Annotated in this window: 25 protein-coding genes and 3 pseudogenes; 14 read left to right on the forward strand and 14 right to left on the reverse strand. The window is 62.3% G+C overall.

Going from position 1 to position 26,199, the window contains the following annotated elements; all coding sequences use genetic code 11:
- Positions 1 to 80: 80 nt before the first annotated feature.
- The 5 genes from ligD to REH59_RS15080 are packed head-to-tail and all read left to right on the forward strand — an operon-like array spanning position 81 to position 5,685.
- Complete coding sequence (ligD, locus tag REH59_RS15060; RefSeq protein ID WP_014862007.1) at positions 81 to 2,582, forward strand: DNA ligase D; 2,502 nt, start codon at positions 81 to 83, stop codon at positions 2,580 to 2,582.
- Between the two features lie 40 nt (positions 2,583 to 2,622).
- Positions 2,623 to 3,666: an acyl-CoA dehydrogenase family protein gene (locus tag REH59_RS15065; protein ID WP_014862008.1), complete on the forward strand. Its 1,044-nt coding sequence runs from the start codon at positions 2,623 to 2,625 to the stop codon at positions 3,664 to 3,666.
- On the forward strand, positions 3,663 to 4,418 hold the full coding sequence (locus REH59_RS15070) for a PIG-L deacetylase family protein (RefSeq protein ID WP_004374473.1): 756 nt from the start codon (positions 3,663 to 3,665) through the stop codon (positions 4,416 to 4,418). Before REH59_RS15065 ends, REH59_RS15070 begins: the two co-directional genes overlap by 4 nt.
- Before the next feature lie 11 nt (positions 4,419 to 4,429).
- Positions 4,430 to 5,029, forward strand: a complete 600-nt coding sequence (locus tag REH59_RS15075; protein WP_004374471.1) for a class I SAM-dependent methyltransferase — start codon at positions 4,430 to 4,432, stop codon at positions 5,027 to 5,029.
- On the forward strand, positions 5,026 to 5,685 hold the full coding sequence (locus tag REH59_RS15080) for a glycosyltransferase (RefSeq protein ID WP_014862009.1): 660 nt from the start codon (positions 5,026 to 5,028) through the stop codon (positions 5,683 to 5,685). The genes REH59_RS15075 and REH59_RS15080 overlap by 4 nt, the downstream gene beginning before the upstream one ends.
- Before the next feature lie 21 nt (positions 5,686 to 5,706).
- Here the strand turns inward: REH59_RS15080 and REH59_RS15085 are convergent, their stop codons facing one another.
- From REH59_RS15085 to REH59_RS15130, 10 genes and pseudogenes are all read right to left on the reverse strand, one after another.
- Positions 5,707 to 6,528 carry a Ku protein gene (locus tag REH59_RS15085; protein ID WP_014862010.1) on the reverse strand — a complete coding sequence of 274 codons (822 nt, stop codon included), beginning with the start codon at positions 6,526 to 6,528 and terminating at the stop codon, positions 5,707 to 5,709.
- Positions 6,529 to 6,613: 85 nt separating this feature from the next.
- Positions 6,614 to 7,201, reverse strand: a complete 588-nt coding sequence (locus tag REH59_RS15090) for a nucleosidase (RefSeq protein ID WP_014862011.1) — start codon at positions 7,199 to 7,201, stop codon at positions 6,614 to 6,616.
- Positions 7,202 to 7,257: 56 nt separating this feature from the next.
- A pseudogene (locus REH59_RS15095) lies at positions 7,258 to 8,364 on the reverse strand (carboxylate-amine ligase).
- Between the two features lie 6 nt (positions 8,365 to 8,370).
- On the reverse strand, positions 8,371 to 9,324 hold the full coding sequence (locus REH59_RS15100; protein WP_014862014.1) for a methyltransferase: 954 nt from the start codon (positions 9,322 to 9,324) through the stop codon (positions 8,371 to 8,373).
- Complete coding sequence (locus REH59_RS15105; protein ID WP_014862015.1) at positions 9,324 to 10,655, reverse strand: iron-containing redox enzyme family protein; 1,332 nt, start codon at positions 10,653 to 10,655, stop codon at positions 9,324 to 9,326. Before REH59_RS15105 ends, REH59_RS15100 begins: the two co-directional genes overlap by 1 nt.
- A gap of 18 nt (positions 10,656 to 10,673) precedes the next feature.
- Positions 10,674 to 10,871 (reverse strand): hypothetical protein, encoded by a 198-nt coding sequence (locus tag REH59_RS15110; RefSeq protein WP_014756700.1) that lies wholly within the window; start codon positions 10,869 to 10,871, stop codon positions 10,674 to 10,676.
- 58 nt (positions 10,872 to 10,929) lie between these two features.
- Positions 10,930 to 11,055: pseudogene (locus REH59_RS15115) on the reverse strand (general stress protein); the annotation flags it as partial.
- A gap of 204 nt (positions 11,056 to 11,259) precedes the next feature.
- Complete coding sequence (locus REH59_RS15120; RefSeq protein ID WP_014862016.1) at positions 11,260 to 12,543, reverse strand: NTP/NDP exchange transporter; 1,284 nt, start codon at positions 12,541 to 12,543, stop codon at positions 11,260 to 11,262.
- 4 nt (positions 12,544 to 12,547) lie between these two features.
- Complete coding sequence (locus REH59_RS15125; RefSeq protein WP_014862017.1) at positions 12,548 to 13,459, reverse strand: aldo/keto reductase; 912 nt, start codon at positions 13,457 to 13,459, stop codon at positions 12,548 to 12,550.
- Positions 13,460 to 13,548: 89 nt separating this feature from the next.
- Positions 13,549 to 14,412 (reverse strand): Dyp-type peroxidase, encoded by an 864-nt coding sequence (locus REH59_RS15130; RefSeq protein WP_121783503.1) that lies wholly within the window; start codon positions 14,410 to 14,412, stop codon positions 13,549 to 13,551.
- A gap of 184 nt (positions 14,413 to 14,596) precedes the next feature.
- Between REH59_RS15130 and REH59_RS15135 the strand changes: the two genes are divergently transcribed.
- The gene (locus tag REH59_RS15135) at positions 14,597 to 15,490 is read left to right on the forward strand and encodes a bile acid:sodium symporter family protein (protein ID WP_014862019.1); all 894 of its coding nucleotides are present in this window, start codon (positions 14,597 to 14,599) and stop codon (positions 15,488 to 15,490) included.
- Positions 15,491 to 15,524: 34 nt separating this feature from the next.
- On the opposite strand, the gene REH59_RS15140 is transcribed toward REH59_RS15135, so the two are convergent.
- Complete coding sequence (locus REH59_RS15140; protein ID WP_014862020.1) at positions 15,525 to 15,992, reverse strand: sterol desaturase family protein; 468 nt, start codon at positions 15,990 to 15,992, stop codon at positions 15,525 to 15,527.
- 415 nt (positions 15,993 to 16,407) lie between these two features.
- Here REH59_RS15140 and REH59_RS15145 point away from each other — a divergent pair, with 415 nt between their 5' ends.
- Complete coding sequence (locus REH59_RS15145) at positions 16,408 to 17,103, forward strand: MgtC/SapB family protein (protein ID WP_245150141.1); 696 nt, start codon at positions 16,408 to 16,410, stop codon at positions 17,101 to 17,103.
- Positions 17,104 to 17,120: 17 nt separating this feature from the next.
- The gene (locus REH59_RS15150; protein ID WP_014862022.1) at positions 17,121 to 17,624 is read left to right on the forward strand and encodes a GNAT family N-acetyltransferase; all 504 of its coding nucleotides are present in this window, start codon (positions 17,121 to 17,123) and stop codon (positions 17,622 to 17,624) included.
- A gap of 43 nt (positions 17,625 to 17,667) precedes the next feature.
- On the opposite strand, the gene REH59_RS15155 is transcribed toward REH59_RS15150, so the two are convergent.
- Positions 17,668 to 19,236 (reverse strand): sensor domain-containing diguanylate cyclase, encoded by a 1,569-nt coding sequence (locus REH59_RS15155; RefSeq protein ID WP_014862023.1) that lies wholly within the window; start codon positions 19,234 to 19,236, stop codon positions 17,668 to 17,670.
- Positions 19,237 to 19,388: 152 nt separating this feature from the next.
- Here REH59_RS15155 and REH59_RS15160 point away from each other — a divergent pair, with 152 nt between their 5' ends.
- Together REH59_RS15160 and REH59_RS15165 are read left to right on the forward strand one after the other, a co-directional pair.
- The gene (locus tag REH59_RS15160) at positions 19,389 to 19,889 is read left to right on the forward strand and encodes a DUF4142 domain-containing protein (protein ID WP_014862024.1); all 501 of its coding nucleotides are present in this window, start codon (positions 19,389 to 19,391) and stop codon (positions 19,887 to 19,889) included.
- A gap of 8 nt (positions 19,890 to 19,897) precedes the next feature.
- The gene (locus tag REH59_RS15165; protein ID WP_004374436.1) at positions 19,898 to 20,149 is read left to right on the forward strand and encodes a hypothetical protein; all 252 of its coding nucleotides are present in this window, start codon (positions 19,898 to 19,900) and stop codon (positions 20,147 to 20,149) included.
- Between the two features lie 112 nt (positions 20,150 to 20,261).
- On the opposite strand, the gene REH59_RS15170 is transcribed toward REH59_RS15165, so the two are convergent.
- A complete protein-coding gene (locus REH59_RS15170; RefSeq protein ID WP_014862025.1) occupies positions 20,262 to 21,248 on the reverse strand; it encodes a DNA-binding protein in 987 nt (328 codons plus the stop codon).
- 252 nt (positions 21,249 to 21,500) lie between these two features.
- Here REH59_RS15170 and REH59_RS15175 point away from each other — a divergent pair.
- Positions 21,501 to 21,717, forward strand: a pseudogene (locus REH59_RS15175) (IS5/IS1182 family transposase); the annotation flags it as partial.
- On the opposite strand, the gene REH59_RS15180 reads toward REH59_RS15175, so the two are convergent.
- Positions 21,714 to 22,520, reverse strand: coding sequence for a membrane protein (locus tag REH59_RS15180; RefSeq protein ID WP_019751605.1), 807 nt, complete (start codon positions 22,518 to 22,520; stop codon positions 21,714 to 21,716). The pseudogene REH59_RS15175 and the gene REH59_RS15180 sit on opposite strands and share 4 nt — an antisense overlap.
- Before the next feature lie 655 nt (positions 22,521 to 23,175).
- Here REH59_RS15180 and REH59_RS15185 point away from each other — a divergent pair.
- The 3 genes from REH59_RS15185 to REH59_RS15195 all read left to right on the forward strand — a co-directional run bounded on the left by REH59_RS15185 (position 23,176) and on the right by REH59_RS15195 (position 26,179).
- A complete protein-coding gene (locus tag REH59_RS15185) occupies positions 23,176 to 24,201 on the forward strand; it encodes an ABC transporter substrate-binding protein (RefSeq protein ID WP_128573895.1) in 1,026 nt (341 codons plus the stop codon).
- A gap of 38 nt (positions 24,202 to 24,239) precedes the next feature.
- Positions 24,240 to 25,265, forward strand: coding sequence for an aromatic ring-hydroxylating oxygenase subunit alpha (locus REH59_RS15190; protein WP_014862028.1), 1,026 nt, complete (start codon positions 24,240 to 24,242; stop codon positions 25,263 to 25,265).
- A gap of 65 nt (positions 25,266 to 25,330) precedes the next feature.
- A complete protein-coding gene (locus tag REH59_RS15195; RefSeq protein WP_014862029.1) occupies positions 25,331 to 26,179 on the forward strand; it encodes an ABC transporter ATP-binding protein in 849 nt (282 codons plus the stop codon).
- The last annotated feature ends 20 nt before the right edge of the window (positions 26,180 to 26,199 follow it).

Genomic DNA, 26,199 nt, shown 5'->3' on the forward strand with positions numbered 1-26,199 from the left:
CGGAAGATTCAGAGTTTTTTGAACTACCGCCTCGGCCGGCACCTCCCACCTTAGAGACTGTGATCTGCCCGGAGCCCGCCATGGCCAAGCCCCTGCAGGAATATGCGCGCAAGCGCGACTTCAACGCCACGCCCGAGCCCAGCGGCAAACGCAAACGTGGCAAGCGGGCCCATGCGCTGCAGTTCTGCATCCAGAAGCACGACGCCAGTCACCTGCACTACGACTTCCGCCTCGAGCTCGACGGGACCCTGAAAAGCTGGGCGATCCCCAAAGGCCCATCGCTGGACCCTAAGGTGCGCCGCCTGGCAGTGCATGTGGAGGACCATCCGTTGGACTACGCCGATTTCGAGGGCCATATCCCTGAAGGCCACTATGGTGCAGGCGATGTGATCGTCTGGGACCGCGGTATCTGGGAGCCTGAAGGCGATGCCCATGAAGCCTACGTCAAAGGCAAGCTGCGTTTCCGCCTGCAAGGCGAGAAGCTAGCCGGCGTGTGGAACCTGTTTCGCACCCACCTGGCCGGCAAGAAAGAACAATGGATGCTGGTCAAGTCGCACGACGCCCAGGCGCGCAGCGAAACCGAGTACAGCATTGTCGAGGCCCTGCCCGACAGCGTGCTCAGCGAGCGCACGCTGGTGCCACGCAAATCCGCTGCAAAAAAAGCCACTGCCCCGCGCAGCAGCCGTAAACGCGCCGACAAAGTTCAGGCTGCCCCCTTGCCAGCACAGCTACAGCCACAGCTGGCAACGTTGGTGGATTCTCCACCCAGCGGCGACTGGCGCTACGAAGTCAAGTTCGATGGCTACCGTATCCTGGCCCGAATAGAGGGCCAGGACATCCGCCTGTTCACCCGCAACGGCCATGACTGGAGCAGCAAGATGCCCCGGCAGGTGGCTGCCCTGCGCGCGCTCGGTATCGACTCGGCCTGGCTCGATGGCGAAATGGTGGTGGCTGATGAGAATGGCATGGCTGACTTCCAGGCGTTGCAGAACGCCTTCGATACCGAGCACGACGAACGCATCACCTATTACCTGTTCGACCTGCCATTTCTGCGCGGTCAGGACCTGCGACAGCTACCGCTGCAGCACCGCCGCGATACGTTGCGCCAACTGCTTGAGCACAACCATTCCGACTTCATCAAGTATTCCGCCGACTTCGACGAACCTGTCGAATCGCTACTCGACAGTGCCTGCCGGCTGAAGCTGGAAGGCCTGATCGGCAAGCGTGCTGACAGTGTTTACAGCGGCCGCCGTAGCCCAGACTGGATCAAGCTCAAGTGCAAGCAACGCCAGGAATTCGTGATCGTCGGCTACACCGACCCCAAAGGCAGTCGCAGCGGCTTCGGTGCCCTGCTGCTGGCCCTGCACGACAATGAGCGTGGCGAGCTGCGCTATGCCGGCAAGGTTGGTACCGGCTTCAACACCACGACACTGGCCAGCATCCACACGCGGCTCAAGCCCTTGGAAATCGCCTGCCCTGCCCTGCCCTCGCCACCTGCCGGAGCCGAAGCGCGTGGTGTGCACTGGCTGCGGCCGCAGTTGTTGGCTGAAGTCGCCTTTGCCCAGATGACCCGTGACGGCATCGTGCGGCATTCGGTGTTCCACGGCCTGCGCGATGACAAGGCGGCCACCGCCATTGACCTGGAGCGCGCCATGCCCGCAAAAACTGTATCCAACCGCAACAAGCAGGCCAAGGCGTCTGAGAACCTGGGTGAACTGCGGCTGACCCACCCCGACCGGGTCATCGACCCCACCACGGGTGTGACCAAGCGCGAAGTCGCCGAGTATTACGCTGGCATCAGCCAGTGGATCCTGCCACAGCTCAAGCACCGCCCGGTGGCATTGGTGCGCGCCCCGGACGGCTTGGGTGGCGAGCTGTTCTTCCAGAAAAACGCGGGCCAGCTGCACATACCCAACGTGCTCAGTTATGAAAAGGCCGAGGCAGGCCAGGCGGCGATGGTCATCAATCGCCCGGACACGCTGCTGGGCGCGGTGCAGATGAATACGCTGGAACTGCACACCTGGAACGCCACGGACAAGGATTTCGACAAGCCGGACCGTTTTGTCCTCGACCTGGACCCTGATCCTGCGCTGCCCTGGAAGGCGATGGTGGAGGCGACCCAACTGGCCCTCACCCTGCTGGATGAACTGGGCCTGAAGGTGTTCCTGAAAACCAGTGGTGGCAAGGGTATTCACGTGGTTGTGCCCTTGACCCGACGTGCCGGCTGGGACGAAGTCAAGGACTTCAGCCACGCCATCGTCAATTACCTGGCCAAGCTGTTTCCGGAGCGCCTGAGCGCGGTGTCGGGGCCGAAAAATCGCGTGGGACGCATCTTCATCGACTACCTGCGCAATGGCAAGGGCGCTACCACGGCGTGCGCCTATTCACTGCGAGCCCGTGACGGGCTGCCAGTATCGGTACCTATCTGGCGTGAGGAACTGGCGCAAATCAAGGCCGCCAACCAATGGAACATCACCAACCTGCACGAGCGTCTGGCGGAGGTCGACGACCCTTGGGCCGACATGGGCAAGGTACGCCAGTCGATCACCGCGCGCATGCGCAAGCAACTAGGGCTCGAATGATGACGCCCAAGCGATTGGACACGACCCGGGAGGCCCGCCCATGAGCATCGTTCAGGACTTCAACCTGACCACCCTTGACCGCCTTTTACGCACCTTTGGCGAACGCCAGCTACCGCTCAACCTCGATACCCAATTGCCGCAATTGATCCAGGCGCTGCAAGCTGATCACCTCGACCTGCTGCCGCTGCCGGGGCAAGGCAACACCTTGCGTCGCTGGCAGACCTTGGCACGGGTGGCCGGCTGTGACCTGGCACTGGCCAAGCTCTATGAGGGCCATACCGATGCCTTGGCGATCCTGGCGGAATGCGGCGCAGCGCACCACGCCAACGACGGCATCTGGGGCGTATGGGCGGCAGAGCCGCCCGATGCGCGAGTCCACATCACTGCGCGTGAAGGCGACCAGGTGCACCTGAGTGGCACCAAGGCCTGGTGTTCCGGTGCCTTGCAGATCGATCGCGCGCTGATTACTGCCTGGGATGAGGCCGAGCAGCCGCAATTGGTGGCAATCGAGCTGTCACAGCCAAGCCAGGGCCTGAACATCGAGCACTGGCAGGCCGTTGGCATGGCCACTACCGCCAGTGTCGAGGTGGCGTTCAACGATACCCCAGGCACGCTCATCGGCGCGCCGGGCCAATACCTCTCGCGCCCTGGCTTCTGGCAAGGCGGTGCGGGTATCGCCGCCTGCTGGTACGGCGCGGCCGAGGCGCTGGCGGATTACCTGCGTGAACAGTGCCGCAAACCCCGCCCAGACCCGCATGCCGATGCGCATCTGGGCGCTGTGGATGCTGCGTTGCATGGCGCCCGTGCGTCATTGCGTGAATGTGCTGCCTGGATCGATCAGCAGCCCGGTGTGGATGCCAGTTTCGAAGTTCGCCGCACCCGCGCCCAGGTAGAACAGGCCGTAGAGCAGGTCATCAGCCACGTCGGGCGTGCCTTGGGGGCCACGCCGTTCTGTCGCAGCAGTCATTTTGCCCGGCTGAGCGCCGACCTGCCGGTGTTCCTGCGTCAGAGCCATGCCGAGCGCGATCTGGCGATGCTGGGCCAGCAGTTGGCCCACTTGCCAGCGGGGGTATGGCAGCTATGAACCAGAACCTGATCCAGTCCGCCGGTGGCACGCCCTGGACAGCCTGGCAGCATAGCGCGCACCTGGCGCGTGCAACCTGGCTCGATTCACGCCAACTGTGCCCGCCGGGGCGCCGGCTGGTATTGATTGCGCCGCACCCGGATGACGAAATTCTCATGGCTGGCGGCCTGCTGGCAGGCTTCAAAGGGCGCGAGGACGAGCTGGTGCTGATCTCCGCCACCGACGGCGAAGGCAGCCACCCCGGCTCCAGCCACTGGACCGAACATCGCTTGCGCCGCCAGCGCCCCCAGGAAAGCCGACAGGCCCTGCAACAGCTCGACCTTGACCTTGAGCGCCTGGACTGGCGCAGGCTCCATCTGAAGGACGGCCAGTTGCCGCGCGAAGAAGCGTTTCTGGCCAGTCACCTCACGCAGTTACTTCGCCCCAATGACCTGCTGATGGCCACCTGGCGCAGTGATGGCCATTGCGATCACGAGGTCGTCGGCCGCGCCGCTGCGCAGGCGGCTGCAGCCCGTGGGGTGCAATTGGCTGAGGTACCGGTCTGGGCCTGGCACTGGGCTGAGCCTGACGACCCGCGCCTGCCATGGCCCCGTGCGCACCGCGTGCAGCTCGATGAAAGCCGTCTGGCACGCAAGCGCAAGGCCTTGGCCGCCCACGTCAGCCAGCTGCAGCCGGACGGCGAGCAGCCGCCGGTGCTACCGCCGCACCTGCTGGATTGCCTTCTGCAACCTTTCGAACTGGTGTTCCTTTGAGTGGAGCTGTCATGAGCCTCGATCCACAGTACTTTGCCGAGCTATACGCCACCCATGAAGACCCTTGGGCCTTTCGCACCCGCTGGTACGAGAGGCGCAAACGCGAGCTGGTGATGGCCAGCCTGCCACGCCAGTGCTATCAGCGCGTATTCGAGCCTGCTTGCGCAAATGGCGAGCTCAGCGCGCTGCTGGCCGAGCGTTGTGCCGAACTGCTGTGCCAGGACCTGGACCCGACGGCCGTAGGCCTGGCCCGTGAACGCCTGGCTCACGTGCACAATGCCTCGGTCGAACGGGCCCGGTTACCGGGGGACTGGCCCGGCGGCCGCTTTGACCTGATCGTGCTCAGCGAGGTGGGTTACTACCTTGATCCCACCGACTGGCTGCAGGTGATCGAACAATCGGTGGCCAGCCTTACCTACGACGGCGCGTTACTGGCCTGCCACTGGAAGCACCCTATCGCGGGTTGCCCGCAGGACGGTCGCGACGTGCACCGCCTGTTGACCCGGCATTTGCCGTTGCATCAGCAGTTCCGCCATGAGGAGGCGGACTTTTTGCTGGAGTACTGGTCATGCCAGCCAAGCGTTGTCGACCTCGACGAGACGTGCCCATGATTGCCGTTGTCATCCCTGCACACAACGAAGCCCGCCGCCTTGGGCGATGCCTGCGGGCAGTGCTGATCGCTGCCCAGCAGGCGCAGCAGTCGGGGCTGCACGTGGAAGTGCTGGTGGTACTGGACCGCTGCAGTGACGGCAGCGCCGCCGTGGCGCGGCGTTTCGGCGTACACCTACTGGAGGTGGATGCCGGTAATGTCGGCATGGCACGTCGCGTGGGCGCGGCGCACATGGTCGCGCGAGGCGCCACGTGGTTGGCATGCACCGATGCGGACAGCCGGGTCCCGGCGCACTGGCTGCTGTCGCAGCTGGCCTGTAGCGCCGAGGTGGTTTGCGGCACCGTGCATGTCGAGTACTGGCAACCCTGGCAGACAGCCGCGCTGCGCAAGCTCTACCAGAGCCGCTACCAGGCGTGTGAAGGGCATCGGCATGTGCACGGCGCAAACCTGGGGGTATGTGCCGATGCCTATGAGCGTGTGGGTGGCTTTCAGCCCCTAGCGGCGCATGAAGATGTGCAACTGGTCAGTGACCTGCAGGCCAGCGGCGCCCAGATCGTCTGGACCGCCAGGCATAGTGTGGCCACCAGCAGTCGACGTGACAGCCGCGCCCGCGAAGGGTTTGGTGATTACCTGGCGGGGTTGCAGGCGCAGTCTTGACCTTAATGGTCTTGGCCATGTTCATGAGGCCTTTCGCGTCTTCTTCACCGGTTTCTTGCCACCCAGGCTGCGCTTGAGCAGTTCGGTCAGGTCGAGGATGTCCGCACCTTTCTCGGCCCCTCCTGCGTCGCCCTTCTCCACCGCCTCGATCTTGCCCTTGCTGGCCTTCTCTTCCACCAGGTCCATGATTGTCTGGCGAAAGGCGTCGTGATAATCCTCAGGCTTCCAGGGCCCGCTCATGTCCTCTACCAGGCGCTTGGCCATCTCCAGCTCACGCTTCTCCACCTTGCTGTCGGTCACGCTGGCATCCAGCTCCAGCGTTTCCAGCCCGCGCACCTCTTCAGGCCAGCGCAAGGTGATCATCACCAGCGCCTGGTTCAGCGGCCGCAGCAGCGCCAAGTGCTGCCGGGTATGCAATACCACGGTGGCCAGTGCCACCTTGCCGGTCTTTTCCAGCGTCTCGCGCAGCAAGGCGTACACCTTGCCGCCACGGCGGTCCGGGGTCAGGTAGTACGGCGTATCGAAATGCTGCAGCGGAATATCGCCCGCTTCCACAAAGGAAAAGATATCGATCGTCTGGGTCGCTTCGGGCCGGGCCTTGCGGATCTCCTCCTCACTGATCACCACATAGCGGCCCTTCTCGAACTCTACGCCCTTGACGATATTGTCCTTGTCGATTTCCTTGCCGGTCACCTTGTTCACCCGCTTGTAGCCGACCGGCTCCATGCTGCGTTTGTCCAGCCAGTCGAAGTCCACACGCTCGGTGCGCACGGCGGTATTGAGTGCCACGGGGATGTGCACAAGGCCAAAACTGATGGCGCCTTTCCAGATTGCCCGAGCCATGAGGGTGCTCCCAGGGTTGCCTGCTGATACCAGAAGTGACTGCGCCGAGCGACAAAGGTTTAGCTGGCCTGCCCTGCGGCGACCGTCACGCCTGGCTGAACAGCACCCGCTTGAACGCTTCGGCCGCCAGGTGCACTTGCACCGTCCAATCCCCCGCGGCTTCGCTGCCGGCATCATCGGAAATGTATTTCAGGCACACGAACGGAATACCTTCGCCACGCGCGATCAGTGCCAGCACGTAGGCTTCCATGTCGACCACGTCGTAAGGCGCGTCGCCATGGTTGATCTCGAAGCTGTCACCGCTGCCACAGGTTTCCACAGCCAGGCCGGGTATTGCCGCCCCGTGTTCGAGTACCACCGGGGTGTCGGACAAGGGCGTTTCATAGCGGGCAAAGCCCAGCGCGGTCACATCCATGTCGCGTTGTACGAAGCGGTTACAGCACACGACTTCACCCTTGCCATGACGCTGGCTGCCAGCCGAGCCCAGGTTGACGATAAGCTTGGGCCTGCGCGTGGCGATCGCCTTGGTCAGGGCGATCGCGGCATTGACCTTGCCAATGCCGGTGAACACGGTGTTCACCTCGGTAAAGACATCGCCAGCCTCGGCCTCAAGCGCAAAGACGAACAGCGTGTCATTCAGGGAAATGTCGGGGAATTGCTTGATCAGCATCATGGAGCAGGTGTTTCCGAGTGGCTGCAAAGGGCGCGGCCATTGTCGGTCAACCCGGGCTAAATGCAAGTCCCGGCAGCCACCACGGCGCGTAGCGCCTGCCCTTTGCCAAGCCCGTCTGCCCTGGCCTGTGCCAGGCAGCGCAATTGCTGGTCGGCATGGGTGCCATGGCGCAGCACGTGCAGGGCGTGCCGGCAGGCGCGCTCGGCGTCCGCGCTGTCTATGGGTATCTGGGCCTGCAGTTGGGCGAGCCAGCCTTGCGCCGTGACCGGCTGCTGCTCGTGACAACCTATGAAGTGTGCGTGGCGCCCATGGCGCATGGCACGCCAGTAGTTCTCCTGGGCGATCCAGCGCAATTCGCGGCTGCAGGGTAGCGGGTCATGGCGGTAGGCAATGCTGTGTTCAACCAAGTGGCGAAACAGTGCTGCAATGCACAGAACGTCTTCCAGATTCGGGCAGCCATCGCAGATGCGCAACTCCACTGTCGGATAGCGCCGCGAAGGCCGGAGTGCCCACCAAAGGTCGCCATCGGCAGCCAGTGCACCGGTGCGCTGCAACAGGGTACGGTAGCGTTGATAGGCGGCCCAATCCGGCAACGCTTCGGGCAAGCCCATGTGCGGCCACTCACCACAGATCACACGGCGACAGCTCATGTACCCGGTAGCCTGGCCAGCCCACAGGGGCGACGAAGTGCTCAACACCAGCAACAACGGTAACCAGGGCAAAAGGCGGTTGATCAGTTGCATGCGGTCACAAGCTGGCGGCACGCCAACGTGCACATGCAGGCCATTGAGCAGGCTACGCCTTGCCACATGGCGGTAGTCATCGAACAGCTGCTGATAGTGCCCTTGTGCCGCGGGCTTCTGCCGCAGCCACGCGGCGCAGGGGTGGCTGGCCGCAGCGTATGGCCCCATCCCCTCTTCGGCCTATGCCACGCGCAGCCGCTGACGGCTGCGCTGGAAGAATTCACGCGCTTCATGCAGGTTGGTGAACACCGGCGACGCCAGCTCGATCTGGCTGCGGAACATTTCCTGGGCGAAATAGCGGCCAAGTGCTTCACGGCAGCGCCCGATCACCGCGGGTGACGGTGTGGCCGGAACCTGACCCGAGCCCAGGTTCACCAGCAGGTACTCTTCCTCGATGCCGAACGTACAGGGCCGGATCATGCTGCCTCAGCGGCTGCGGGTAACGGTGAGCGCCACGGCGGCGATGCGTTCGACCTGTTCGTAGCCCGGCTCAGCCAGTTGCTCGCCAAATACGTCCGGGTCGATTTCCCGATACACCCAAGCCCAATCCGGACCGGCCAGGCGCAGGCGGATGGCTTCGAGCAAGGCATCGCGGCCTTCGACAATGGCCACGCCTGTGTATAGCAGCAACGTACCGTGGCGGCTCAGCCGATCGCGAGCCTGCTCCACGATACGTAGCGACAGGTCGACGCCTAGCGCGCCTCCGCCGTGGCGGTACAGGCGGGCGTTGGGGTCCAGCATGTAGGGCGGGTTGGCAACGATCAGGTCGAACGTGCCGCTGATACCGTCCAGCAAGTCGCTGGGCTCGACCGACAGGTTACTCACACCCGCCAAGGCTGCATTGATTGCCGTATAGCGCAGTGCCAGGGGGTTGATGTCAACGGCGCTGACCTGTGCGTGCTGGGCGGCGCGGGCAATCAGCAAGGCGCCCACCCCGCTGCCACAGCCGATATCCACTGCATGCTCGACCCGCTCGGGGCAGTGCTGGAGGTGATCGCGGATGACCTGGGCAAAGCGGTAACTGTCCGGGCCGAAGAACACGGCATCGCTGGCGTCGGTTGGATACGCCGAATGCAGCAACAGTAAATCATCCAGGCTGGACCAGCGTACCGTGCTGATCAGCCGTTCACCCTGTGCACCCAACGCCTGCGCACGTTCGAGCAACAGTAACTGATCTGCCGACAGCAAACCTGGCTCGAAAGGTCGGCTCCAGCCGAATATATCGCGCAGGGTGCTGGCCTGCCCGCAGCCCTCGCGGGCATTGACGCGCGCGTGGGTGGCGGGTGTCACGCAGGTAAAGCGGTATCCATCGGCGCGCAGGCGCTGTCCCAGTTGTAGCAACGCCTGGTCTGCCTCGATTTGCCTGTGAGCGAGCATCATCAACGTGGTTCCTCCTGGCGCAGCCCGGTTACGCGCATGTAGGCGCGCGTGGCAGACAGACCGTCGGGCGTGGCGTGGCGATTGCCGACCATCCTCTGGATCAACGCCTTGGGGGCCACATTCAAGGCGTCCTTGGGTATGTCTTCAGGCTCCTCGGGCAGCCCCCAACTGCCAGGGGACACGCGGCGGATGGACGGCTGCCAATCGTCGGCGATCCAGTCATGCCATAGCTGTTTTTCATAGGCGTTGAACACTCCGAACATCGCCGCGGTCGGCCCGTCGATCAGCGTCCACCAGCGGCTGTTCGCTGGCGGCTGCCCTCTGCGGATCCAACCCTGAGCCTGCAATGCGGCAACGAATGCGGGCATGGCGCCGGGTTCGGCCAGCCATTGATTGATCGTACGCTGCTGCAGGCGGCAATGGTCGGCATGCATCAATTGGCCATAGACCCGCTTGCGTTCAAGGGCTGCAAACAGTTCGCCTTGCAGGTCGAACTGGCCGATGAGGTCTGGCGTGGCGATACCCCGGTCATTCAGGCGGTAGCCTACGCGCGCGCGGGCGTAGAACGCCTGCGTATCATGCGCGGGGCTTAGCTGGTTCAGCGCCTGAATTGCCAGGCGGGCGTGGCCGCTGGCGGCATTGTCGATGGTCACATGCAACTGAAAATACTGCCCGTCGATGCCCAGTTCGGCCAGCTCGTACGTGGTGATCAGCAGATGCAGCGGTGGCTGCTCATAACCGAGGTTGTAGCCAACCACCTCTGGCAGGTGAGTGTCGCAGTGCTGCCCCAGGGCAAGTTGCAGGGCCCCTTGCAGATACCGCGTGTCATCCAGGGGCATGGCCTCTACGCAACCCAGGCGACCAAGCAGGCGCTGATAGATCAGCACATGGTTGCAGCGTGGATCACCGTTGCCGAGCTCTTCCAGATAGGTGCGAATCAGCCCGTGATAACGTGGATCGCGCCAGTGATGCAGGGTGCCCTGCAGCCAGGCGCCATCGACGGCCTTGGTCGGCGCAACCTGTTGCAGGAACCACAATGCGTGGGCGCGGTTGGAAAAGTAACGCCGGGGCATGCCTTGACGGCGTTGTGCCCGGTAATCGGTGTAGGCCTTGGCGACCTCGGCGGTATGCTTTTTGCTCCAGGCCGGCAACTCGGACGGTGTGTCGGGCAAGTCGTCCGGCATGCTCGCGGCCCCCGCCAGTTGTTCCTCGAGCCATGAGCCGCTGCCAGCATCCTGGCCTGCGAGCATTGCTTGGTAGCGTTGTCGCAGGCTGGTCGATTCGGTGACCACTTGCGCAGTTCTTGCAGTATTGCGGTTCATCACCGTCATGCCGTGCTCCTTGTCTTCTTACTGGCTCGGCTTTTGGCCAGGCATCGGCTCGGGGTCGGGCGCAGGCTGCGGTGCAGGCTTGGAATCAGGTTGCTGCATCTGCAGCGAAGGCTTGCTGGGGTCGGAATCTTTACCAGGGTGGTCATTGTCGCGGTCGAAACAGCCGCCGACCAAGCTCAGCGCCGCCATCAGGATGATCAGTGGAGTCAGTCGCATGGAGTACCCCCTTGGATAATTGCAGTGCCAGGTCGCCCCGGCACTGCGCGTCGGTCAGTTACGAACGGCCGCCCTTGTGGCCCGACTCGCGGTCGTGGGGCATGTTGCCGCCCGAGGACTGGCCGCCTTTGCGACCGGCTTCGGAAGCTTTTTCACGGTCATTGGCGAAATTGCCCGGGTTCTTGTTACCGCCTTGGCTGCCTTGTTGATTGCCGGTGCGGCTGTTGTCTTTAGTGGCCATGGTGTTCAAACCTCATATGACTTCGGAATGCACGGCAAGATGCCGTACACAGATTCGGAGTTCGGCGATATCGGCAGATTCGCTTTATTACGAGAGGTTCGGACCGGTGGCGTTAAATAAGCGGCATCGCCGTATTTGGTGCGCGTGTCAGTGGTGCGGCGGGCGATCCATGCGCGCCTGGCGCCGGCCCAGCCAGCCGCCCGTCGCGGCCCAGCCCACGGCAAGCAGCGCGCCGATCAGCATCGCCAATTGTGGGTGCTCGCCCATGACGTCCAACCCACGCTTGACCCAGCCGCTCAGCGCATCGCCACCACGGTAGACCACCGTGTCGATGAAGTTCTTGGCTTTGTACTTGTCCTCGGCGGGCAGCACGGTGAACAGCATCTCCCGCCCTGGCCGTACCAGTGCGTATTCACCTGCCCGGCGCACCACCATCACCACCACGAACAGGGCAAACACCGGGGCCAGTGCCAGCCACAAGAAGCCGACAGCCATGACCAGCGGCACTGCAACCAGCAACACACCGACACCCAGCCGACGGGCCAGGCGCCCGGTAAGAAAGACCTGGGTGAGGATGGCCAGGGCCTGCACAACCGTGTCGATCAGGCCGAACACCTGTGTCTGTCGGGTGCGGTCCGTGAAGGTTTCGCTGACAATACGCGCCTGCTCGAAGTACAGGAATGTGCTGACGCTGGCCAGCAATACCACGAACAAGGCGATGCCTAGCAGATAGGGCGAACGCAGGACGGCGGTGGCGCCAGCAAAGGGGTTGCCACCCAGTGGCCGCGCGTCCTGATGTTCGGTTTGAATCGCAATGGGTTGACGGGCTCGCCAGCGTTGCAGGAACAGTGTCGCGCCGATACTGCCCAGCAGAAATACCGCCGCCAGCACCAGTAACCCGGCATGGCCGAGCGGCGCCACCAGCAGGGTGCCAAGCAGGGGGCCACTGAGCCCGCCTAGGCTGGCCCCGGCTGCCAGCAGACCGAACAGCCGCTTGCCTTGGGCGGTGGAAAACAGATCGGCAAGCACGCTCCAGGCCAGCGAGATCGTCAGCAAATTGAACACCGACAGCCAGATGTAGAAGGCCCGGGCGGTCCAGAGATCGTCAGGGTTACCGGCCAACAGTGCCGCGAACAGCAACAGGTTGCTGGCGAAAAAACCATAAGTCCAAGGCAGGATATGCCTGCGCTGCACCCTGGATGCCAGCCAGCCGAACAGCGGCAGGCACGCCAACGTGGCAATGAACGTGCCGGTGAACAGCCACTGCAGGTTTTCCACGCCACCGGCAACGCCCATGGTTTCGCGCACCGGGCGCAGCATGAAGTAACCGGTGAACAGCAGGTAGAACAGCAACAAGCCGGCGATGACCGCCGGCCCCTCACCAGGCTGGATATTCAGCCCTTGGTCCAGGCGCCGCCGCCAGGCTTGCATGATGTCAGGCAAACTGCGTGATCAGCGCCTGTTGCTGCGCCGGGGTGAGCATTGGCTCATGCCCGGCCTTGAGCTGATCGAGCTGGCGGTCAGGCCGACTGGTAGCGGGTATGACCGTGGTCACTGCCGGGTGGCTGATGGCGAACTTGAGAAACAGCTGTGCCCAGCTGCCGATGCCTGCTTCGGCGGCCCAGCCCGGCAAGGCCTGGCCCTTGACCCGGGCGAACAGCCGACCATCGTCGAAGGCCCGATTGATCAACACCGCAACGCCCTTGTCCTGGCACAGCGGCAGCAGTTCCCGGGCAGCGTCCGGCGCGTTGACCGAGTAGTTGATCTGGATGAAGTCCAGCGGCTCGCTGCGCACGATACGGGCGACGTCGTCGTGACCACTGTTCAGGTAATGGGTGATGCCGACATAACGCGTCCCGCCCTGCTGCTTCAGCTCGCGGGCATAAGGCAGCTGGGTCTGCCAGTCGCGCAGGTTGTGAATCTGCAGCAAGTCGACCTTGTCGGTGCGCAGGCTCTTGAGGCTGCCGGCCCACTGCGCTTGGGCTTCAGCCCGGCTATTGGCGGCGATCTTGGTGGCCAGGAAGCACTGGCGGTGCCAGCCGCCCTCTTCCAGCAACTGGCCGAGAATGCTGTCGGCGCCCCCGTAGTTGGGCGAGGTGTCGATCACCCGGCCGCCGCCTTCGAAAAATGCCTTCAGCACCGTTTTGAGCTGAAGGTACTGGGGCGAACCGCTTTCTACCTCGAAACTGCCCGAAGTACCGGCACCGATCACCGGCAACGCTTCACCGGTGGACGGGACTTTACGGGCCAGCAAACCCGCCGGCGCGGCAGCGTGCAGCCAAGGGCTGGCGGCGGCCAGCAACCCCAATGTTGCACCTGCGCGTAGGACTTCACGACGTGCGTACATGGAAAATCTCCCGTCATGAATCGGAAACTTTCAAGCCTAGCCGCTCTGTCCCTCGCCTGCGGGTGTTTCTGTATCTGGATGTTTAGAGATCAGGCCCGCAGCAAGGGGCTCAGATCAACACCCGTCTCGCTCATTGGCGGGCACCAGTAGTAGCCCCCCGTCAGCGGGCGGCTAAAGCGGTACAGCCCGTCGATGATGCCGTCTTCCAGGCCACTCATGCGCCGCAGCTGCACCTCGAATGCCTCGAAACTCTTGCCCAGGGCGACGAAAGCCAGGCCGGCGCCGCGTTGGTCGGCCCAGGCTACCGAGCGACGGACCATGAACGCCTCGGGTTCAAAGCTTTCCTGGGCGGTGCGCTTGACGTGCGCGGACTCGGGGGCGTCGTCGAGTTCTTCGTTATCGCTCAAGCGACGGCCGATGATGTTGTCCTGGTCAGCCTGAGGCAGCGACTTGAAGTATTGCAGGTCGTGCTTCCACAGCTGGAACGCGGCAAAGCTGGAGCCATCTGCGGCAATGGCCGCTTGCACCGCTTCTTCGTCTACCGGGTTTTCGGTGCCGTCTTCATAACCGGTAAGGTCATGGCCGCCCCGGTGCAGGAAGCCATCAACGCTGTCGGCCAGGCCCAGCGCGGGAGCCAGCGCCTGCTCCAGGGCCTGGGCGCGCAGCAGCAGGTCGCCACGTTCGTCGCCACGCAGCCACAGCCACAGGGCGTGTTGGGTGCTGGGGTTCTCCACCGCAGCATCCAGCAGCGGGAACGGGCGCAGGCCTGGTATTTCACGGCCCAGGGCCTTGGCCAGCGGGGCGCCTACGCCCAGCAGCAACTGTTTGCCATCGACCTGCGGCAGCAAGGCATCCAGCGCGGCAGGCAACGCCTCGGGCGACTGCAGGGTGAAGAACAGGTGACGGGCGTGGGCCGGCACCGGGGTGGCAAGCAGACCTTGCTGGAACGGCATATCAGGCTAATCCTAAGGTAAAAACGGAATGCTACTTCGCCTGCATGCCTGCTGCAATGCGGCATGCAGCCTCGCCAGCCGCTGCACGTGGTAACAAACGGTTACCAAGAGCTGGCCCTTTGCAATTAGCTATCAATCAAGGCCGACCTACACTGCTTCAGATCCTTCGCCCGAGAGACCACTCATGACCGCCTCGCCCCTGCTCACTGCGTTTCTGCCGCTTGCCCTGGGCATCATCATGCTTGGCCTTGGGTTGTCGCTGACCCTGGCTGACTTCGCTCGCGTGGTGAAGTACCCAAAGCCCGTGGTGGTGGGCCTGGTGTGCCAGATCCTGCTGTTGCCGCTGGTGTGCTTCCTGATCGCCAACGGCTTTGGTCTAGAATCTGCCCTGGCAGTGGGGTTGATGCTGCTGGCTGCTTCGCCGGGCGGTACCACGGCCAACCTGTTCAGCCATCTGGCCCACGGCGACGTGGCGTTGAACATCACCCTGACGGCGGTCAACTCACTGATCGCGATCCTGACCATGCCGTTGCTGGTGAACCTGTCGCTGAGTTGGTTCATGGCCTCGGACCAGGCTATTCCACTGCAGTTCGCCAAGGTCATGCAGGTGTTCGCCATCGTCTTGCTGCCGGTGGCGCTGGGCATGCTGATTCGCCATTTTGCCCCGGCGTTCGCTGCGCGCATGGAAAAACCGATGAAGCTGGTGGCTGCGCTGTTCCTGGCCTTCACCATCGTCCTGGCACTGGCCAAGGACTGGCAGACAGTGGTCGAGTACGCACCGGTGGTGGGCCTGGCGGCGCTCCTGTTCAACCTGCTGAGCCTGACGGTGGGCTATTGGGTGCCGCGGCTGTTGAACATTCCCAAGCGCCAGGCGATTGCCATTGGTATGGAAATTGGCATCCATAACGGGACCTTGGCGATTGCCCTGGCGTTGAGCCCTTCGCTGCTGAACAACGCGACCATGGCGGTGCCGGCTGCGTTGTACAGCTTGATCATGTTCTTTACTGCGGCCGGGTTTGGCTGGTGGGTGAGCCGCGGGCATGTGACGGCAGAGCCCAAAGGTGAAACCGTGAACTGACGTCACCCAATGCCCGGCAGGTGCCGGGGATGCGTCACGATGGGCTGCGCCTGCTGCGCAGTTGCTGCTTCAACACCTTCAGCGGCGGCGCATAGAAGAACCCGAACGACACGCTCCCCGTGCGCCCCTTCACCGCATGGTGCAGGCGGTGTGCGCGGTGCAGGCGTTTCAGGTAGCGGTTGACCGGCCGCGGCTTGCGCGGCCAATGCCGGTGAAAGAAACCGTCGTGGGCCAGTACATACAGTGCGCCATACCCTGCCACACCACCGCCTACCCACTGCAAAGGCGCATAACCACTTTTGCCCAGCGCCACCAGCGCCGTGGCGATCAGCCCCAGGGCCACCAGGTACAGGTCGTTGGTTTCGAGCATGCCCAGGTGTGGCTCATGGTGCGATCGGTGCAGCCACCAGCCCCAGCCATGCATGATGTACTTGTGAGCCAGCGTACCAACGCCCTCCATGGCCACCAGGGTGCCGAACAATACGGCGAGATTGAACAGCATGGAACGGTCCGGGTGATGGCAAAGGAAGGCGCAAGGTTACCGGCTGCCCAGGGTTTTTTCCATGTGGGCGTGACCGGCAGCAGGCCGTTCCCGGATGAAGCCATTGTCATGTGTTTGCCCTTGACCTGCTTTGCCCTGCGGCGTATGGTCCGCGACGCAATTTTGCCTTCCTCAACAGGAGACCTGCCTTGGACAGTAGCCCCAGTCGCTTGCGACAGGCCCGCGTGGCGCGCTAGCCCGGCAGTGTTCTGCACTGTCTGGCCGCTCTGGCAAGACGGTGGTTTCCTGTAACCCCCGCTTCTCCTTCCCTCCGCGTGGTCCTGCGCAATTTCTGGTTATTTCAACCGCGCCAACTGATGGCGTTCATGCGGGCGTGTGCCTGCGGAAGAGGTTTGCTATGGATTGAAAAGTATTTCTGCTGCGCGTCAGCATTGCCCTGGTGCTGGGGGCGCTGATCGGTGCCGAGCGGCAATTGCGCCAACGCCTGACTGGGCTGCGCACCAATGCGCTGGTCAGTACCGGTGCCTGCCTGTTCGTATTGATGACCCAGGCGGTGCCAGGCATGGCGCCTGCCGATGCGTCGCGCGTCGCAGCCTATGTGGTGTCGGGCATCGGCTTTCTCGGCGGTGGTGTCATCATGCGCGATGGTTTCAATGTACGTGGCCTGAACACCGCGGCCACCTTGTGGTGCACGGCTGCGGTCGGCGTGCTGTGCAGCCTCGGGCTGATGATGGAGGCGGCACTGGGTAGCCTGGTGGTGCTCTGCGCCAACATCTTGTTGCGTGACATCGCCCAGCGCCTCGACCGTCAGGATGTAGTGCCGGCCAGCGAGGTGGAACAGCATTTCGAAGTCCGCGTCGTCTGCCGCGGCGAGGATGAGATCCAGGTGCGTAGCCTGATGCTGCACAGCCTGGGCGATCCACAACTGCGCCTGCAGTCGTTGCAGAGCCAGGACCTGGACAACCCTGCGCGCCTGGAGGTGCGCGCCGAGCTGTTGGGCACCGCGCAGGCGCCGGCGCAACTGGAGCGCCTGGTCAGCAGGGTCAGCCTGGAGAAAGGTGTAAGCTCGGTGCGCTGGCAACTACAGCCGCAGGTGCTGGCGACGGATTAGAACGACAGGAGTGACTCATGCTTATCCGCCCCACCCTTGAACGGGACATCACGTGGCTACCGGACGTCGAGCGCTCGGCAGCCCAGGCTTTTGCCAGTTGGCCGGCACTGGCCTGGCTGGCGCAAGGCGAAGTCATGGATTGCGCGGCGCACAGGGCTTTCGTCGAGGCGGGTAGTAGTTGGGTGGCGCAGGACCCGGCTGGGCGCATTGTGGGTTTTGCCTGCGCGCGGCTGGCGGATCAGGCATTGCACCTTCATGAAATATCGGTTCGCCAGGAGGCCCAAGGGCAAGGTGTTGGGCGCCGGTTGCTGCAGCAAGTGGTCGATGCAGGGCGCTGCGCCGGTGTGCGCGAGCTGACGCTGACCACCTTTGTGGATGTGCCGTGGAATGCGCCGTTTTATGCCCGTTTAGGGTTTGAGATGCTTCAGGAAAGCCGGCTTTGCGAACGACTCCAGAGCATCCTCGCAAGCGAGCATGCTCACGGTCTCAGCGGGCGTTGTGCAATGCGCCTGGGGCTTTAGCGTTTCATCGCGACGCATGGCGCCTGCGCAATCTCCATCCAGGTCAGCAACCCTGCCCCGCCGCCACATTTCCCGCCACGCAATACCCATCCCGCCCCTGCTGTTTGGCCTGGTACAACGCCCCGTCCGCCGCCGCGACCAGCGCCTCGGCAGTGACGCCCTCCCGCGCCAGGTCGACCACCGCGATCCCGGCACTGAACGACACCCTCCCCAATGGGCTAGCGGCATGTTCCAGTGCCTGTCGGCGCACCAGCTGCTGTAACTCCTGCACCAGCATTTCCGCCCCGCGGCGATCGGTATCGGGCAGCAACAGCGTAAACTCCTCCCCACCATAGCGCACCGCCAGATCGGCCGGCCGTTTCAAGGCCTGCTGCAGCACTTCGGCAAAGCGTCGCAAGCACTGGTCGCCAGCCGGGTGGCCGTAGCGGTCGTTGTAGGCCTTGAAGTAATCCAGGTCTAGCATCACCAGCGCCAGGGGGTAGCCTTGGCGCCGTGCACGGCGCAGCTCAGGTTCGAACACCCCATCCAGCCGCCGACGGTTACCCAGCCCGGTAAGGCTGTCGGTCAAGGCCAACGCTTTCAGCGTCTGATGCGCCTGGAGCAGCGCCCGCTCGATGGCGATCCGCTCGCGCAGTTGGCGCAGCACCACCCCGCCAAACGCTGCCAGCCCTACCAACAACAGCAGCAATACCGCCACCGACTTGATCGCATCGTACCGCCAGGGCGCGACAATGGATTCACGCGACAGCCCCGCCTCCACAACCAACGGGTAGCTGGACAACGCGCGGTAGCCATACAGCCGAGGGGTACCATCGACGACCGCTACCGCCTCGGCTACCCCTTCTGTGGCATACGGTAAGTGGTTGCGGAAGATCTCACTGTTGGCAAGACTTCGGCCTATCACCTGTTCCACGAACGGGCGCCGTACCAGGAGGGTGCCGTCGCGCTTGGCCAGCACCAGCGCGCCGCGTTCGTCGATCTTGAAGTCGCCGTAGTAACGCACGAACCACTCCACTTTGATGGTGCCGAGCAATACGCCGGCGAAGCTGCCGTCGGCATACTCCAGGCGCCTGGAAATAGGAATGATCAGGTCGCCGGTGGAACGGCTGCGCACCACCGAACCGATACGTACACCAGGGTCGGTATGGCTGCGGTGATAGGCGAAGTAGTCCCGGTCGGCGTTATTGGCGTTGGGCGGGATGGCCGCCTGATCAGTGACGATCCAGCTGCCGTCCGGGCCGTAAACGAAAAGCCCGTGCAACTGCGGCATGATGCTTTTTTGCTGGGCCAGCAAGGCGTGCAGGCGGGGCCGGTCGATGTGATCGAAACCATCGCCTTCCAGCCGCTCGGCCAAGGCTGCGGTAATGGCGTCGACCTGGCGGATAGCGTCCTCGGCGTGCTGCGCCGTGGCTCGGGCCAGGTTGCTGACCATGTTCTCGGCATTGTTATAGGCAAAGCGGTAGTCGCGCCAGATGCGCCAACCTTCCACCAGTACAAATGCCAGCATCACCACCAGCATGAACGCCAGTACCAGGCGGAACAGCGCCACCGCGCGGCCCTCGCCACTTATGGCGTAAAGCCCATCGTCGTCCTGTTTCCTGGCTGCGCACATTGGAATCCCTGGCCGTACCGCGTTCGCCGTCTTCACTATAGTTCAGCGTCGCACGGTCGGAACCGGCGGCAAAAAAGATTAAACCTTTGCCCTGCCTTCCCCCTCAACCGTACGCGACATTGAGGTCGCGCCACGGTTTAAAGGAGTGAAGCATGAAGAGTCTCTTCATCAGACGCGTTGGTTTTTCCATGGTGTTGGGCCTGGCATCGGTGCAAGCAATGGCCGCGACTTCCGATGATTTCGTCGATGCGGCCACCGAAGCCGGCATTGCCGAAGTGGTGACTGGCAAGCTGGCTCAGGAGAAAAGCCAAAACGCCGAGATCAAGACATTCGCCCAGCAAATGGTCACCGACCACACCCAGGCCAACCAGAAACTCGGCGACATTGCCCGCAAACTGGACATTTCGGTTCCGGATGAAGCCGCGATGACCGACAAGATCAAGAAAATGATCCTGGAGTGGCGCGATGAGTCCTTCGACAAGTCGTACCTCAACAACCAGGTCGACGCTCACGAAAAAGCGGTGGAGCTGTTCAAGAAAGAGGCTGCATCGTCCGACAAGGCTGAACTGAAGGCCTTTGCCAGCGAAACGCTGCCCAAACTCGAACAGCACCTGGAGCAGGCCAAAGCCCTTCAGTCCAAGCACGGCAAGTGAGGCCGCACATGAGTAACGATGCATTGAAGACCGAAGTACTTACCCGCCTGTTGCATGCGCACCCCGAAGGGCTAGGCAAGGAAGTACTGGACAACTACCGCGGCGAAAAGGCGGTGGCCGGCATGCTCAAGACGTTGCAGGAAGCCGGTTTGATTCACGACGGTAGCGTGGCGGTAAGCAGTGATCATCAGATCAGCGTGCACTACCCGATCAAGCTGTCGGCGGCAGGCGTAGAGGCCGCCAGGCGCGCTGAAGGCTGACAGTCGTCTGTGGTGACCGTCGCCGGCAAGCCGGTTCCCAAGGGATCGCACATGGCTTGCCGGCAACGAGACCAGTAATCAAGGAAGAAACCACCCACCAGGAAACGCCTGATTAATCTGCGACCGGGGCCAACTGCGCGCGACACTGCGCCAGCGCCTCGTCACGCGCCTTCAACTGCTCCTCAAGCCACTGCAACTGCCGCGCCTGCTCGGTGCACACGTCGCGCCTGGCTTCAAGGCTCTGGGCTTGCACATCCAGCTGCCGGCGCATCTCTTCGCTGGCGCCTTGTGCCTGGGCCAGGATCGTGCGCAGGCCTTGGATCTGCGCATCGCGTTGTTCCAGCAACTCATCCTGCGCCCGGCATTCACTGGCCGCCTGACGATGCTCTCCCAGCAACCGCTCATTGTCACGGTGCAAGCGGGTAAGTTCGTCCTGCTTGACGATCATGCCCTGCTGCATCTGACGTAATTCCACCTGCATCTGCTGCAACTGCGCTTCGTGGCGGCGCTGTTCCTGCTCACGCTGTTCACGGCTGGCATTGCGGTAGTGCTCCAGGGCGTCGCGGGCATGGCGGTGCTTGTCTTCCAACGATTTGACCTGCTCGTCCTTGTCAGCCAGGCGCACCTGCAACTCACCCAGCGACTGGTTGAGGCTGGCACTGCGCAGCTGTTCGGCTTGCAGCGTGCTCTGCGTGGACAACAGTTTTTCTGTCTCTGCAGCCAATGCCGCTGCATCGATCTTGTGTTGCTGATGCGCTGCAGCCAGTGCCTGCTGGGCGATTTCCAGCTGCGCCTCAAGCGTCTCGCGCTGTTGCGTGAAGGTGCTCTCGGCCTGCTCGATCTTCAGGTTGGCCTCGTCCTGCAGCTGGGTTGCCAGTTGCCCAACCAGGCGGCTCAGCACATCGCTCAGCGCGACCCCGCCCTCGGAAGCCACCGGCTGCTGGCCGTTCAGTTCCTTCAGGTAGCGGTGAATCGTGGTTTTGGAGCCGGTATTGCCCAATTCGATACGTATGGCATCGATGCTGGGGTTCTCACCCCGGGCGATCAGTGCCTGACGTGCCTGCTGCACTACCACCTTGTTGATGCCGCCACGGGCCATGCTTGCTCCTACGATTTTGTACTGTGTTATGTAACATGTAATTACGTACCAATTATGGCGATAGAAAACCCCTCCTGCAAACATTTCCTCAGGTGGAATAATCACGGCTTATCGTATGTGAGCGGTAAAATCGCTTGGATTCAGCTGGCGCAGCAGCGCTCATGACTGAATCTGTGAACAATCGCGAACTGAAGGCTCTGACACAGGCGAGCGGACGTGTTGGTTATAATGAGCCGCTACATGGGCACCCGCATGCGCTCAATGAAGTGCAATCCAAAGCGTGGTTTACCCAGACTGTTTGATCGGCCCAAGTACCAACAGCACAACATCATCGAGCGCATGTCTGGCTGACTGAAGGGAACCGCCGGGTCGTGACACCCTTCGACAAGCTTACGAAAAGCTATGCCGCAGTTGTCTCGCTGGCTTGTCCATGCGGTGTTTGCGACATCTGCATTCGTACAGAGCCTAGAAATGCACCTTGATCAATGCACTCAACGCGTTCTGATCGGTCGGAAAACCGTGGCTGTCTTCGATGCCATATTTGTCGGACCAATAGTCCCACTCGATTCCCGCATAGAAACGCGCCGGCGCTTGCCCCATCGCCTTACCGACGTCGTACTTGATTTGGGGGTTGAAGTGGAAACTCTTGGCTACATAGTTCGAGGTACCCTTCGTCCCCACATCATTGACGTACCACTCCAGATAACCGTCGAACAAAATGTCGGAGCGCCCGAGCGGTATCGTCATCGCCCAGGTCGGGTTGATCTGCCACTGTCCAGACGCTTTGCCGGTTATCCCATCGGGCTTGCGGTAGTAAGTGTTCAGTGAAAAACGATCAAAACCAGGCAGGTTCAGGTCAACAGCGGGCCCAAGCAGGTACTTTCGATTGCGCCCTTCTCCGCGCTCATAGGTGGCAGCGATCAACACATCCTTGACGATGCCATAGCTAAGACGGTGTCCGCTGATTTTGCCGAGCGACAGTCGCGGTGAAAACTCGCCGTAATAGGTGTAGCCATCGTTGCCGGACAAGCCGTTGGACCACTTGTTATCGACGAACAAGAACATGTCGCCCCACGTCCAGCCACTGGCGTGCTCGAAGGTGATGGTTTGCTGGATATCGTTGCCGGTGCCATCGACTTTATAACCATGCCCGTAGAGGTAGCTTAGGCTGTTGTTGCTCCACATCAGCGGATTCGCCTGGGCACTGCCAGTGGCCAGCGCGCAGAGTGGGACGACGCTGTGAAGCAGCCAGGAAAGAGCGTTCGGTTTCATTTGCATCCCTTGGGTCGTGATTGTTGGTTTTCGCCAGCAAGGGTATGCAGCAGCGGACGACCTCTCCTCTGGCCCCGGCTCATGCCGAGGCGCCACCCTTGCCGGGGGAGCGGCGCGAGGCCGCCAGAGCAATGTCCCATGCCAACTTTTGGCACTGACCGCTTCTACTCGAGTTAGCGCAAAGCAGGGCGCGTGCCAACTAATCGGATACACGTAATTTGCTTATTGTGAGCAATCCTCAGAATCAATGAACACCATCCCATCAGAACATTGCGCACTTTATTAGTGCTCAATCGGTACGTTCTGCACCTTCTCAACTCACGCGTCAGTCCAGGCCCCCTCGGATGCGGGTCGCTACACCGCAAAGTCAGCGGCTTCATGAAATTGGCATGCTTCTGGCTTCTTGTATCAGCGAGTAGAAGCGGTCAGTGCCAGGCATGGCATGGGGCATTGCTCTTGCGTCCTTCGGGGCGTACATCCGAGCGGATGTTTGAACGAGGCTATGGCAGCCCCGGGCAAGAGAGCAATGTCAGTCGCCAGTTCACGCCCTTTTGCTTCGCGACGCCATTCTCTTCCCACGTTCTCTCCGCCCGGCTCCTTCGCTGTCGCGCTATCCGGCGCACGGCGGTTTTTGAATCGGGGTGAAGAACACATGATGAAAACGCGTTTTGCCTTGGCTCGCCCGTTACGCTCGCTGTTGGCAGCAGCGTTGCTCCCCACCACGCTGACGATCGCTCCGTTGGCGATCGCTGGCGACAAAGTCGTGTTGCTGACCTCCTGGTATGCTCAGGCCGAACAGGGCGGCTTCTACCAGGCACTGGCCGATGGGTTGTACGAAAAGGAAGGCCTGGATGTGTCCATCCGCATGGGGGGACCACAGGTCAATGGCATGCAACTGCTGGTCAGCAAGCAAGCTGATTTCATCGTCAACTATGACCTGCAGATTCTAAAAAGTGTCGAGCAAGGCCTGCCAGTGGTCGCAGTGGCTGCGCCCTTCCAGGGAGACCCGCAAGGGTTGATGACCCACGCGGACGTCAGCGGACTTGATGGGCTTGGCGGCAAGCCTGTGCTGGTGTCCACCTCGGGCCAGCAAACCTGGTGGCCCTGGCTGAAGGGTAAATATCAATTGGCTGACAACCAGGCGCGGCCTTACACCTTCAACCTGCAACCCTTTCTAGCCGACCCGCAAACCACACAACAGGCGTATGCCAGCTCGGAACTGTTCCAGGCGATAAAGGCAGGCGTGACGCCTAACTTTTTCCTCTTCGCAGATGCCGGTTATCCACCCTACGGATCCACCGTGGTCACCCGTCAAGACATCATCGCTCAGCACCCGGAGCGGGTAGCAGGTTTCGTGCGCGCGTCCATGGAGGGTTGGAAGCGCTATCTGGATGACCCCAGCGCCGGCAATGCACTGATCAAGCGCGACAACCCCAACATGACCGATGAACTGCTGGCCTGGGGCGTCTCGACCCTCAAGCAGTACCGCCTGGTCACCGGTGGAGAGGCTGCAACCCAGGGGATCGGCACCATGACGGACAGCCGCTGGCAAGCAACCCGCGACTTCATGGTCGAGGCGGGTCTGCTCGGTCCCGACGCACCTTGGCGCAACGCGTACACCACGCGCTTTGTGCAAGACCTGAAGGTACTCCCTGAGGCCGAGCAGGTCGGCAGCCGCTGAACACCCTAACAAGCTCAACGCTGTGAGGAATCCTGATTATGTTGGTTACCAAACAACCTGTATTGCGCCGTTTCTGGTATGCCCTGCTCCCTATGACAGCCCTCGAAGACGGCCCCAAGCCATTCACCCTGCTGGGTGAAGCGCTGGTGTTGTGGAAGCGTCCCGATGGTACCCCGGTGGCAATGCAGGACCGCTGCTGCCACCGCACCGCCAAACTGTCCAAAGGCTTCGTCAGTGCTGAGGGCAATATCGCCTGCGGGTACCACGGCTGGGAATACGACTGCACTGGCACCTGCGTGAAGATCCCGCAGAATCCCACCGGCGCTATTCCTCCGGGTGCCGCGGTGAAGGCTTATCACTGCCAGGAGAAGTACGGCTATGCCTGGGTCAGCCTGGACGACCCGCTACAACCGATCCCTGAGTTCCCAGAAGACGGCGCCCCCGGTTACCGACGCATCTTCCAGTTTTACGAAGAGTGGAAGACCAGCCCGCTGCGGGTCATGGAGAATTCCTTCGACAACTCGCACTTTTCCTTCGTGCACAAGGCCAATTTCGGCTTGTTCGACCAGCCCCAACCGGCCAGTTACGCATTTCGCGAAACCGATTATGGCTTCGAAGCCGAGACCCGCGTGCCGATCCGCAACCCCGAGGCAAGCTTCCGTATCACCGGTACCACCGAGCCAATCACCCAGCGGCACCTGCTCAACCGCTATTACCTGCCCTTCTCCCGGCGCTTTGGCTGCATGTATCCGGACAGCGGCATCCATCACATCATCTACAACTGCGCCACGCCCATCGACGACAACCGACTGATGCTCGTGCAGTGGTTGTATCGCAACGACAGCGAAGACCAATGCTCAACCCAGGAACTGATCGACTGGGACGCGGCGATCACAGCCGAAGACCGCGACATACTGGAAGCCACCGATCCTGACGCCTGTGTCGACACCCGCCGCAGGGTGGAACTGCACATGCCATCGGACAAGCCTGGGTTGGTTATCCGTCGGCAACTATTGGGTCTGCTTGAAGCCCATGGCGAGAGCGAAGTGTTCCTCAGCCACTGACACTTGCCCAACGCCCCGGTGCGCCGGGGCATTCACCACCGCTCATGACCCACGGGGAGAGCGCTATGTTGATGCAGACCCTATCCAAAGCCGACGTCCAGCCGCAGGCCCTGCCGAACACCATCGGTGTGGACACCCCTTTGTTCGCCAATCAGGTGGAAAAAACCTACAGCAATGGCACCCATGCCTTGAGCCGCGTGAAACTGGCGATCGAACGCGGCGAGTTCGTCTCGCTCTTGGGCCCGTCGGGGTGTGGCAAAAGCACCCTGCTGAAAATGTTCGCCGGGCTCGAACAGCCCTCCGCCGGCCATGTGCGCTGGTGGGGCAAGGATGCCCCGGGTACGGACCACCACGCAGGCACACCGGGGCGCAGCCTGGCCATGGTGTTCCAGGAAGCCACCCTGATGCCATGGGCCAAAGTGCACGACAACGTGCGCTTGCCCCTGGACTTGGCCGGCGCCCCCAAGGCCCAGAGCCAGCCCAAGGTGCAAGCCGCCCTGGAACTGGTGGGGCTGGGCAAGTTCGGCGACGTTTACCCGCGGGAGCTCTCCGGCGGTATGCAGATGCGCGCCTCCATTGCCCGGGCATTAGCCACCGAACCCAATCTGCTGCTGATGGACGAACCCTTCGGCGCCCTGGACGAGTTCACCCGCAACAAGCTCGATAGCGACCTGCGCCAGCTCTGGCTCCAGCGCGACCTGACGGTGGTATTCGTGACCCACAGCATCTTCGAGGCGGTGTACCTGTCTTCGCGGGTGGTCGTGATGGGCGCGCGTCCCGGTCGAGTGATCGCCGATGTAATCATCGACGGCCCACGGGAACGCGACGAGGCATACCGTACTTCGCCGGCGTTCATCGAGCAATGCGCGCACCTGTCCCGACTCCTGGCCCAGGCCAATGGCGACCCTTCCTGAGAGCATCATCATGAGCCGAC

Origin of the sequence: Pseudomonas sp. BO3-4, from assembly GCF_034044115.1 — a bacterium.
In the GTDB taxonomy this organism is placed as follows: domain Bacteria; phylum Pseudomonadota; class Gammaproteobacteria; order Pseudomonadales; family Pseudomonadaceae; genus Aquipseudomonas; species Aquipseudomonas alloputida.

What these genes read in the sequence shown, in the direction of transcription:
- REH59_RS15150 (WP_014862022.1), top strand. Translation starts at nt 17,121, where the DNA reads ATGCTTATCCGCCCCACCCTTGAACGGGACATCACGTGGCTACCGGAC.
- REH59_RS15190 (WP_014862028.1), top strand. Translation starts at nt 24,240, where the DNA reads ATGTTGGTTACCAAACAACCTGTATTGCGCCGTTTCTGGTATGCCCTG.
- REH59_RS15110 (WP_014756700.1), bottom strand. Translation starts at nt 10,871, where the DNA reads ATGCGACTGACTCCACTGATCATCCTGATGGCGGCGCTGAGCTTGGTC.
- REH59_RS15075 (WP_004374471.1), top strand. Translation starts at nt 4,430, where the DNA reads ATGAGCCTCGATCCACAGTACTTTGCCGAGCTATACGCCACCCATGAA.
- REH59_RS15130 (WP_121783503.1), bottom strand. Translation starts at nt 14,412, where the DNA reads ATGCCGTTCCAGCAAGGTCTGCTTGCCACCCCGGTGCCGGCCCACGCC.
- REH59_RS15090 (WP_014862011.1), bottom strand. Translation starts at nt 7,201, where the DNA reads ATGATGCTGATCAAGCAATTCCCCGACATTTCCCTGAATGACACGCTG.
- REH59_RS15165 (WP_004374436.1), top strand. Translation starts at nt 19,898, where the DNA reads ATGAGTAACGATGCATTGAAGACCGAAGTACTTACCCGCCTGTTGCAT.
- REH59_RS15160 (WP_014862024.1), top strand. Translation starts at nt 19,389, where the DNA reads ATGAAGAGTCTCTTCATCAGACGCGTTGGTTTTTCCATGGTGTTGGGC.
- REH59_RS15170 (WP_014862025.1), bottom strand. Translation starts at nt 21,248, where the DNA reads ATGGCCCGTGGCGGCATCAACAAGGTGGTAGTGCAGCAGGCACGTCAG.
- REH59_RS15085 (WP_014862010.1), bottom strand. Translation starts at nt 6,528, where the DNA reads ATGGCTCGGGCAATCTGGAAAGGCGCCATCAGTTTTGGCCTTGTGCAC.
- REH59_RS15100 (WP_014862014.1), bottom strand. Translation starts at nt 9,324, where the DNA reads ATGATGCTCGCTCACAGGCAAATCGAGGCAGACCAGGCGTTGCTACAA.
- REH59_RS15120 (WP_014862016.1), bottom strand. Translation starts at nt 12,543, where the DNA reads ATGCAAGCCTGGCGGCGGCGCCTGGACCAAGGGCTGAATATCCAGCCT.
- REH59_RS15180 (WP_019751605.1), bottom strand. Translation starts at nt 22,520, where the DNA reads ATGAAACCGAACGCTCTTTCCTGGCTGCTTCACAGCGTCGTCCCACTC.
- REH59_RS15185 (WP_128573895.1), top strand. Translation starts at nt 23,176, where the DNA reads ATGAAAACGCGTTTTGCCTTGGCTCGCCCGTTACGCTCGCTGTTGGCA.
- REH59_RS15195 (WP_014862029.1), top strand. Translation starts at nt 25,331, where the DNA reads ATGTTGATGCAGACCCTATCCAAAGCCGACGTCCAGCCGCAGGCCCTG.
- REH59_RS15105 (WP_014862015.1), bottom strand. Translation starts at nt 10,655, where the DNA reads ATGACGGTGATGAACCGCAATACTGCAAGAACTGCGCAAGTGGTCACC.
- ligD (WP_014862007.1), top strand. Translation starts at nt 81, where the DNA reads ATGGCCAAGCCCCTGCAGGAATATGCGCGCAAGCGCGACTTCAACGCC.
- REH59_RS15080 (WP_014862009.1), top strand. Translation starts at nt 5,026, where the DNA reads ATGATTGCCGTTGTCATCCCTGCACACAACGAAGCCCGCCGCCTTGGG.
- REH59_RS15155 (WP_014862023.1), bottom strand. Translation starts at nt 19,236, where the DNA reads ATGTGCGCAGCCAGGAAACAGGACGACGATGGGCTTTACGCCATAAGT.
- REH59_RS15135 (WP_014862019.1), top strand. Translation starts at nt 14,597, where the DNA reads ATGACCGCCTCGCCCCTGCTCACTGCGTTTCTGCCGCTTGCCCTGGGC.
- REH59_RS15140 (WP_014862020.1), bottom strand. Translation starts at nt 15,992, where the DNA reads ATGCTGTTCAATCTCGCCGTATTGTTCGGCACCCTGGTGGCCATGGAG.
- REH59_RS15125 (WP_014862017.1), bottom strand. Translation starts at nt 13,459, where the DNA reads ATGTACGCACGTCGTGAAGTCCTACGCGCAGGTGCAACATTGGGGTTG.
- REH59_RS15065 (WP_014862008.1), top strand. Translation starts at nt 2,623, where the DNA reads ATGAGCATCGTTCAGGACTTCAACCTGACCACCCTTGACCGCCTTTTA.
- REH59_RS15070 (WP_004374473.1), top strand. Translation starts at nt 3,663, where the DNA reads ATGAACCAGAACCTGATCCAGTCCGCCGGTGGCACGCCCTGGACAGCC.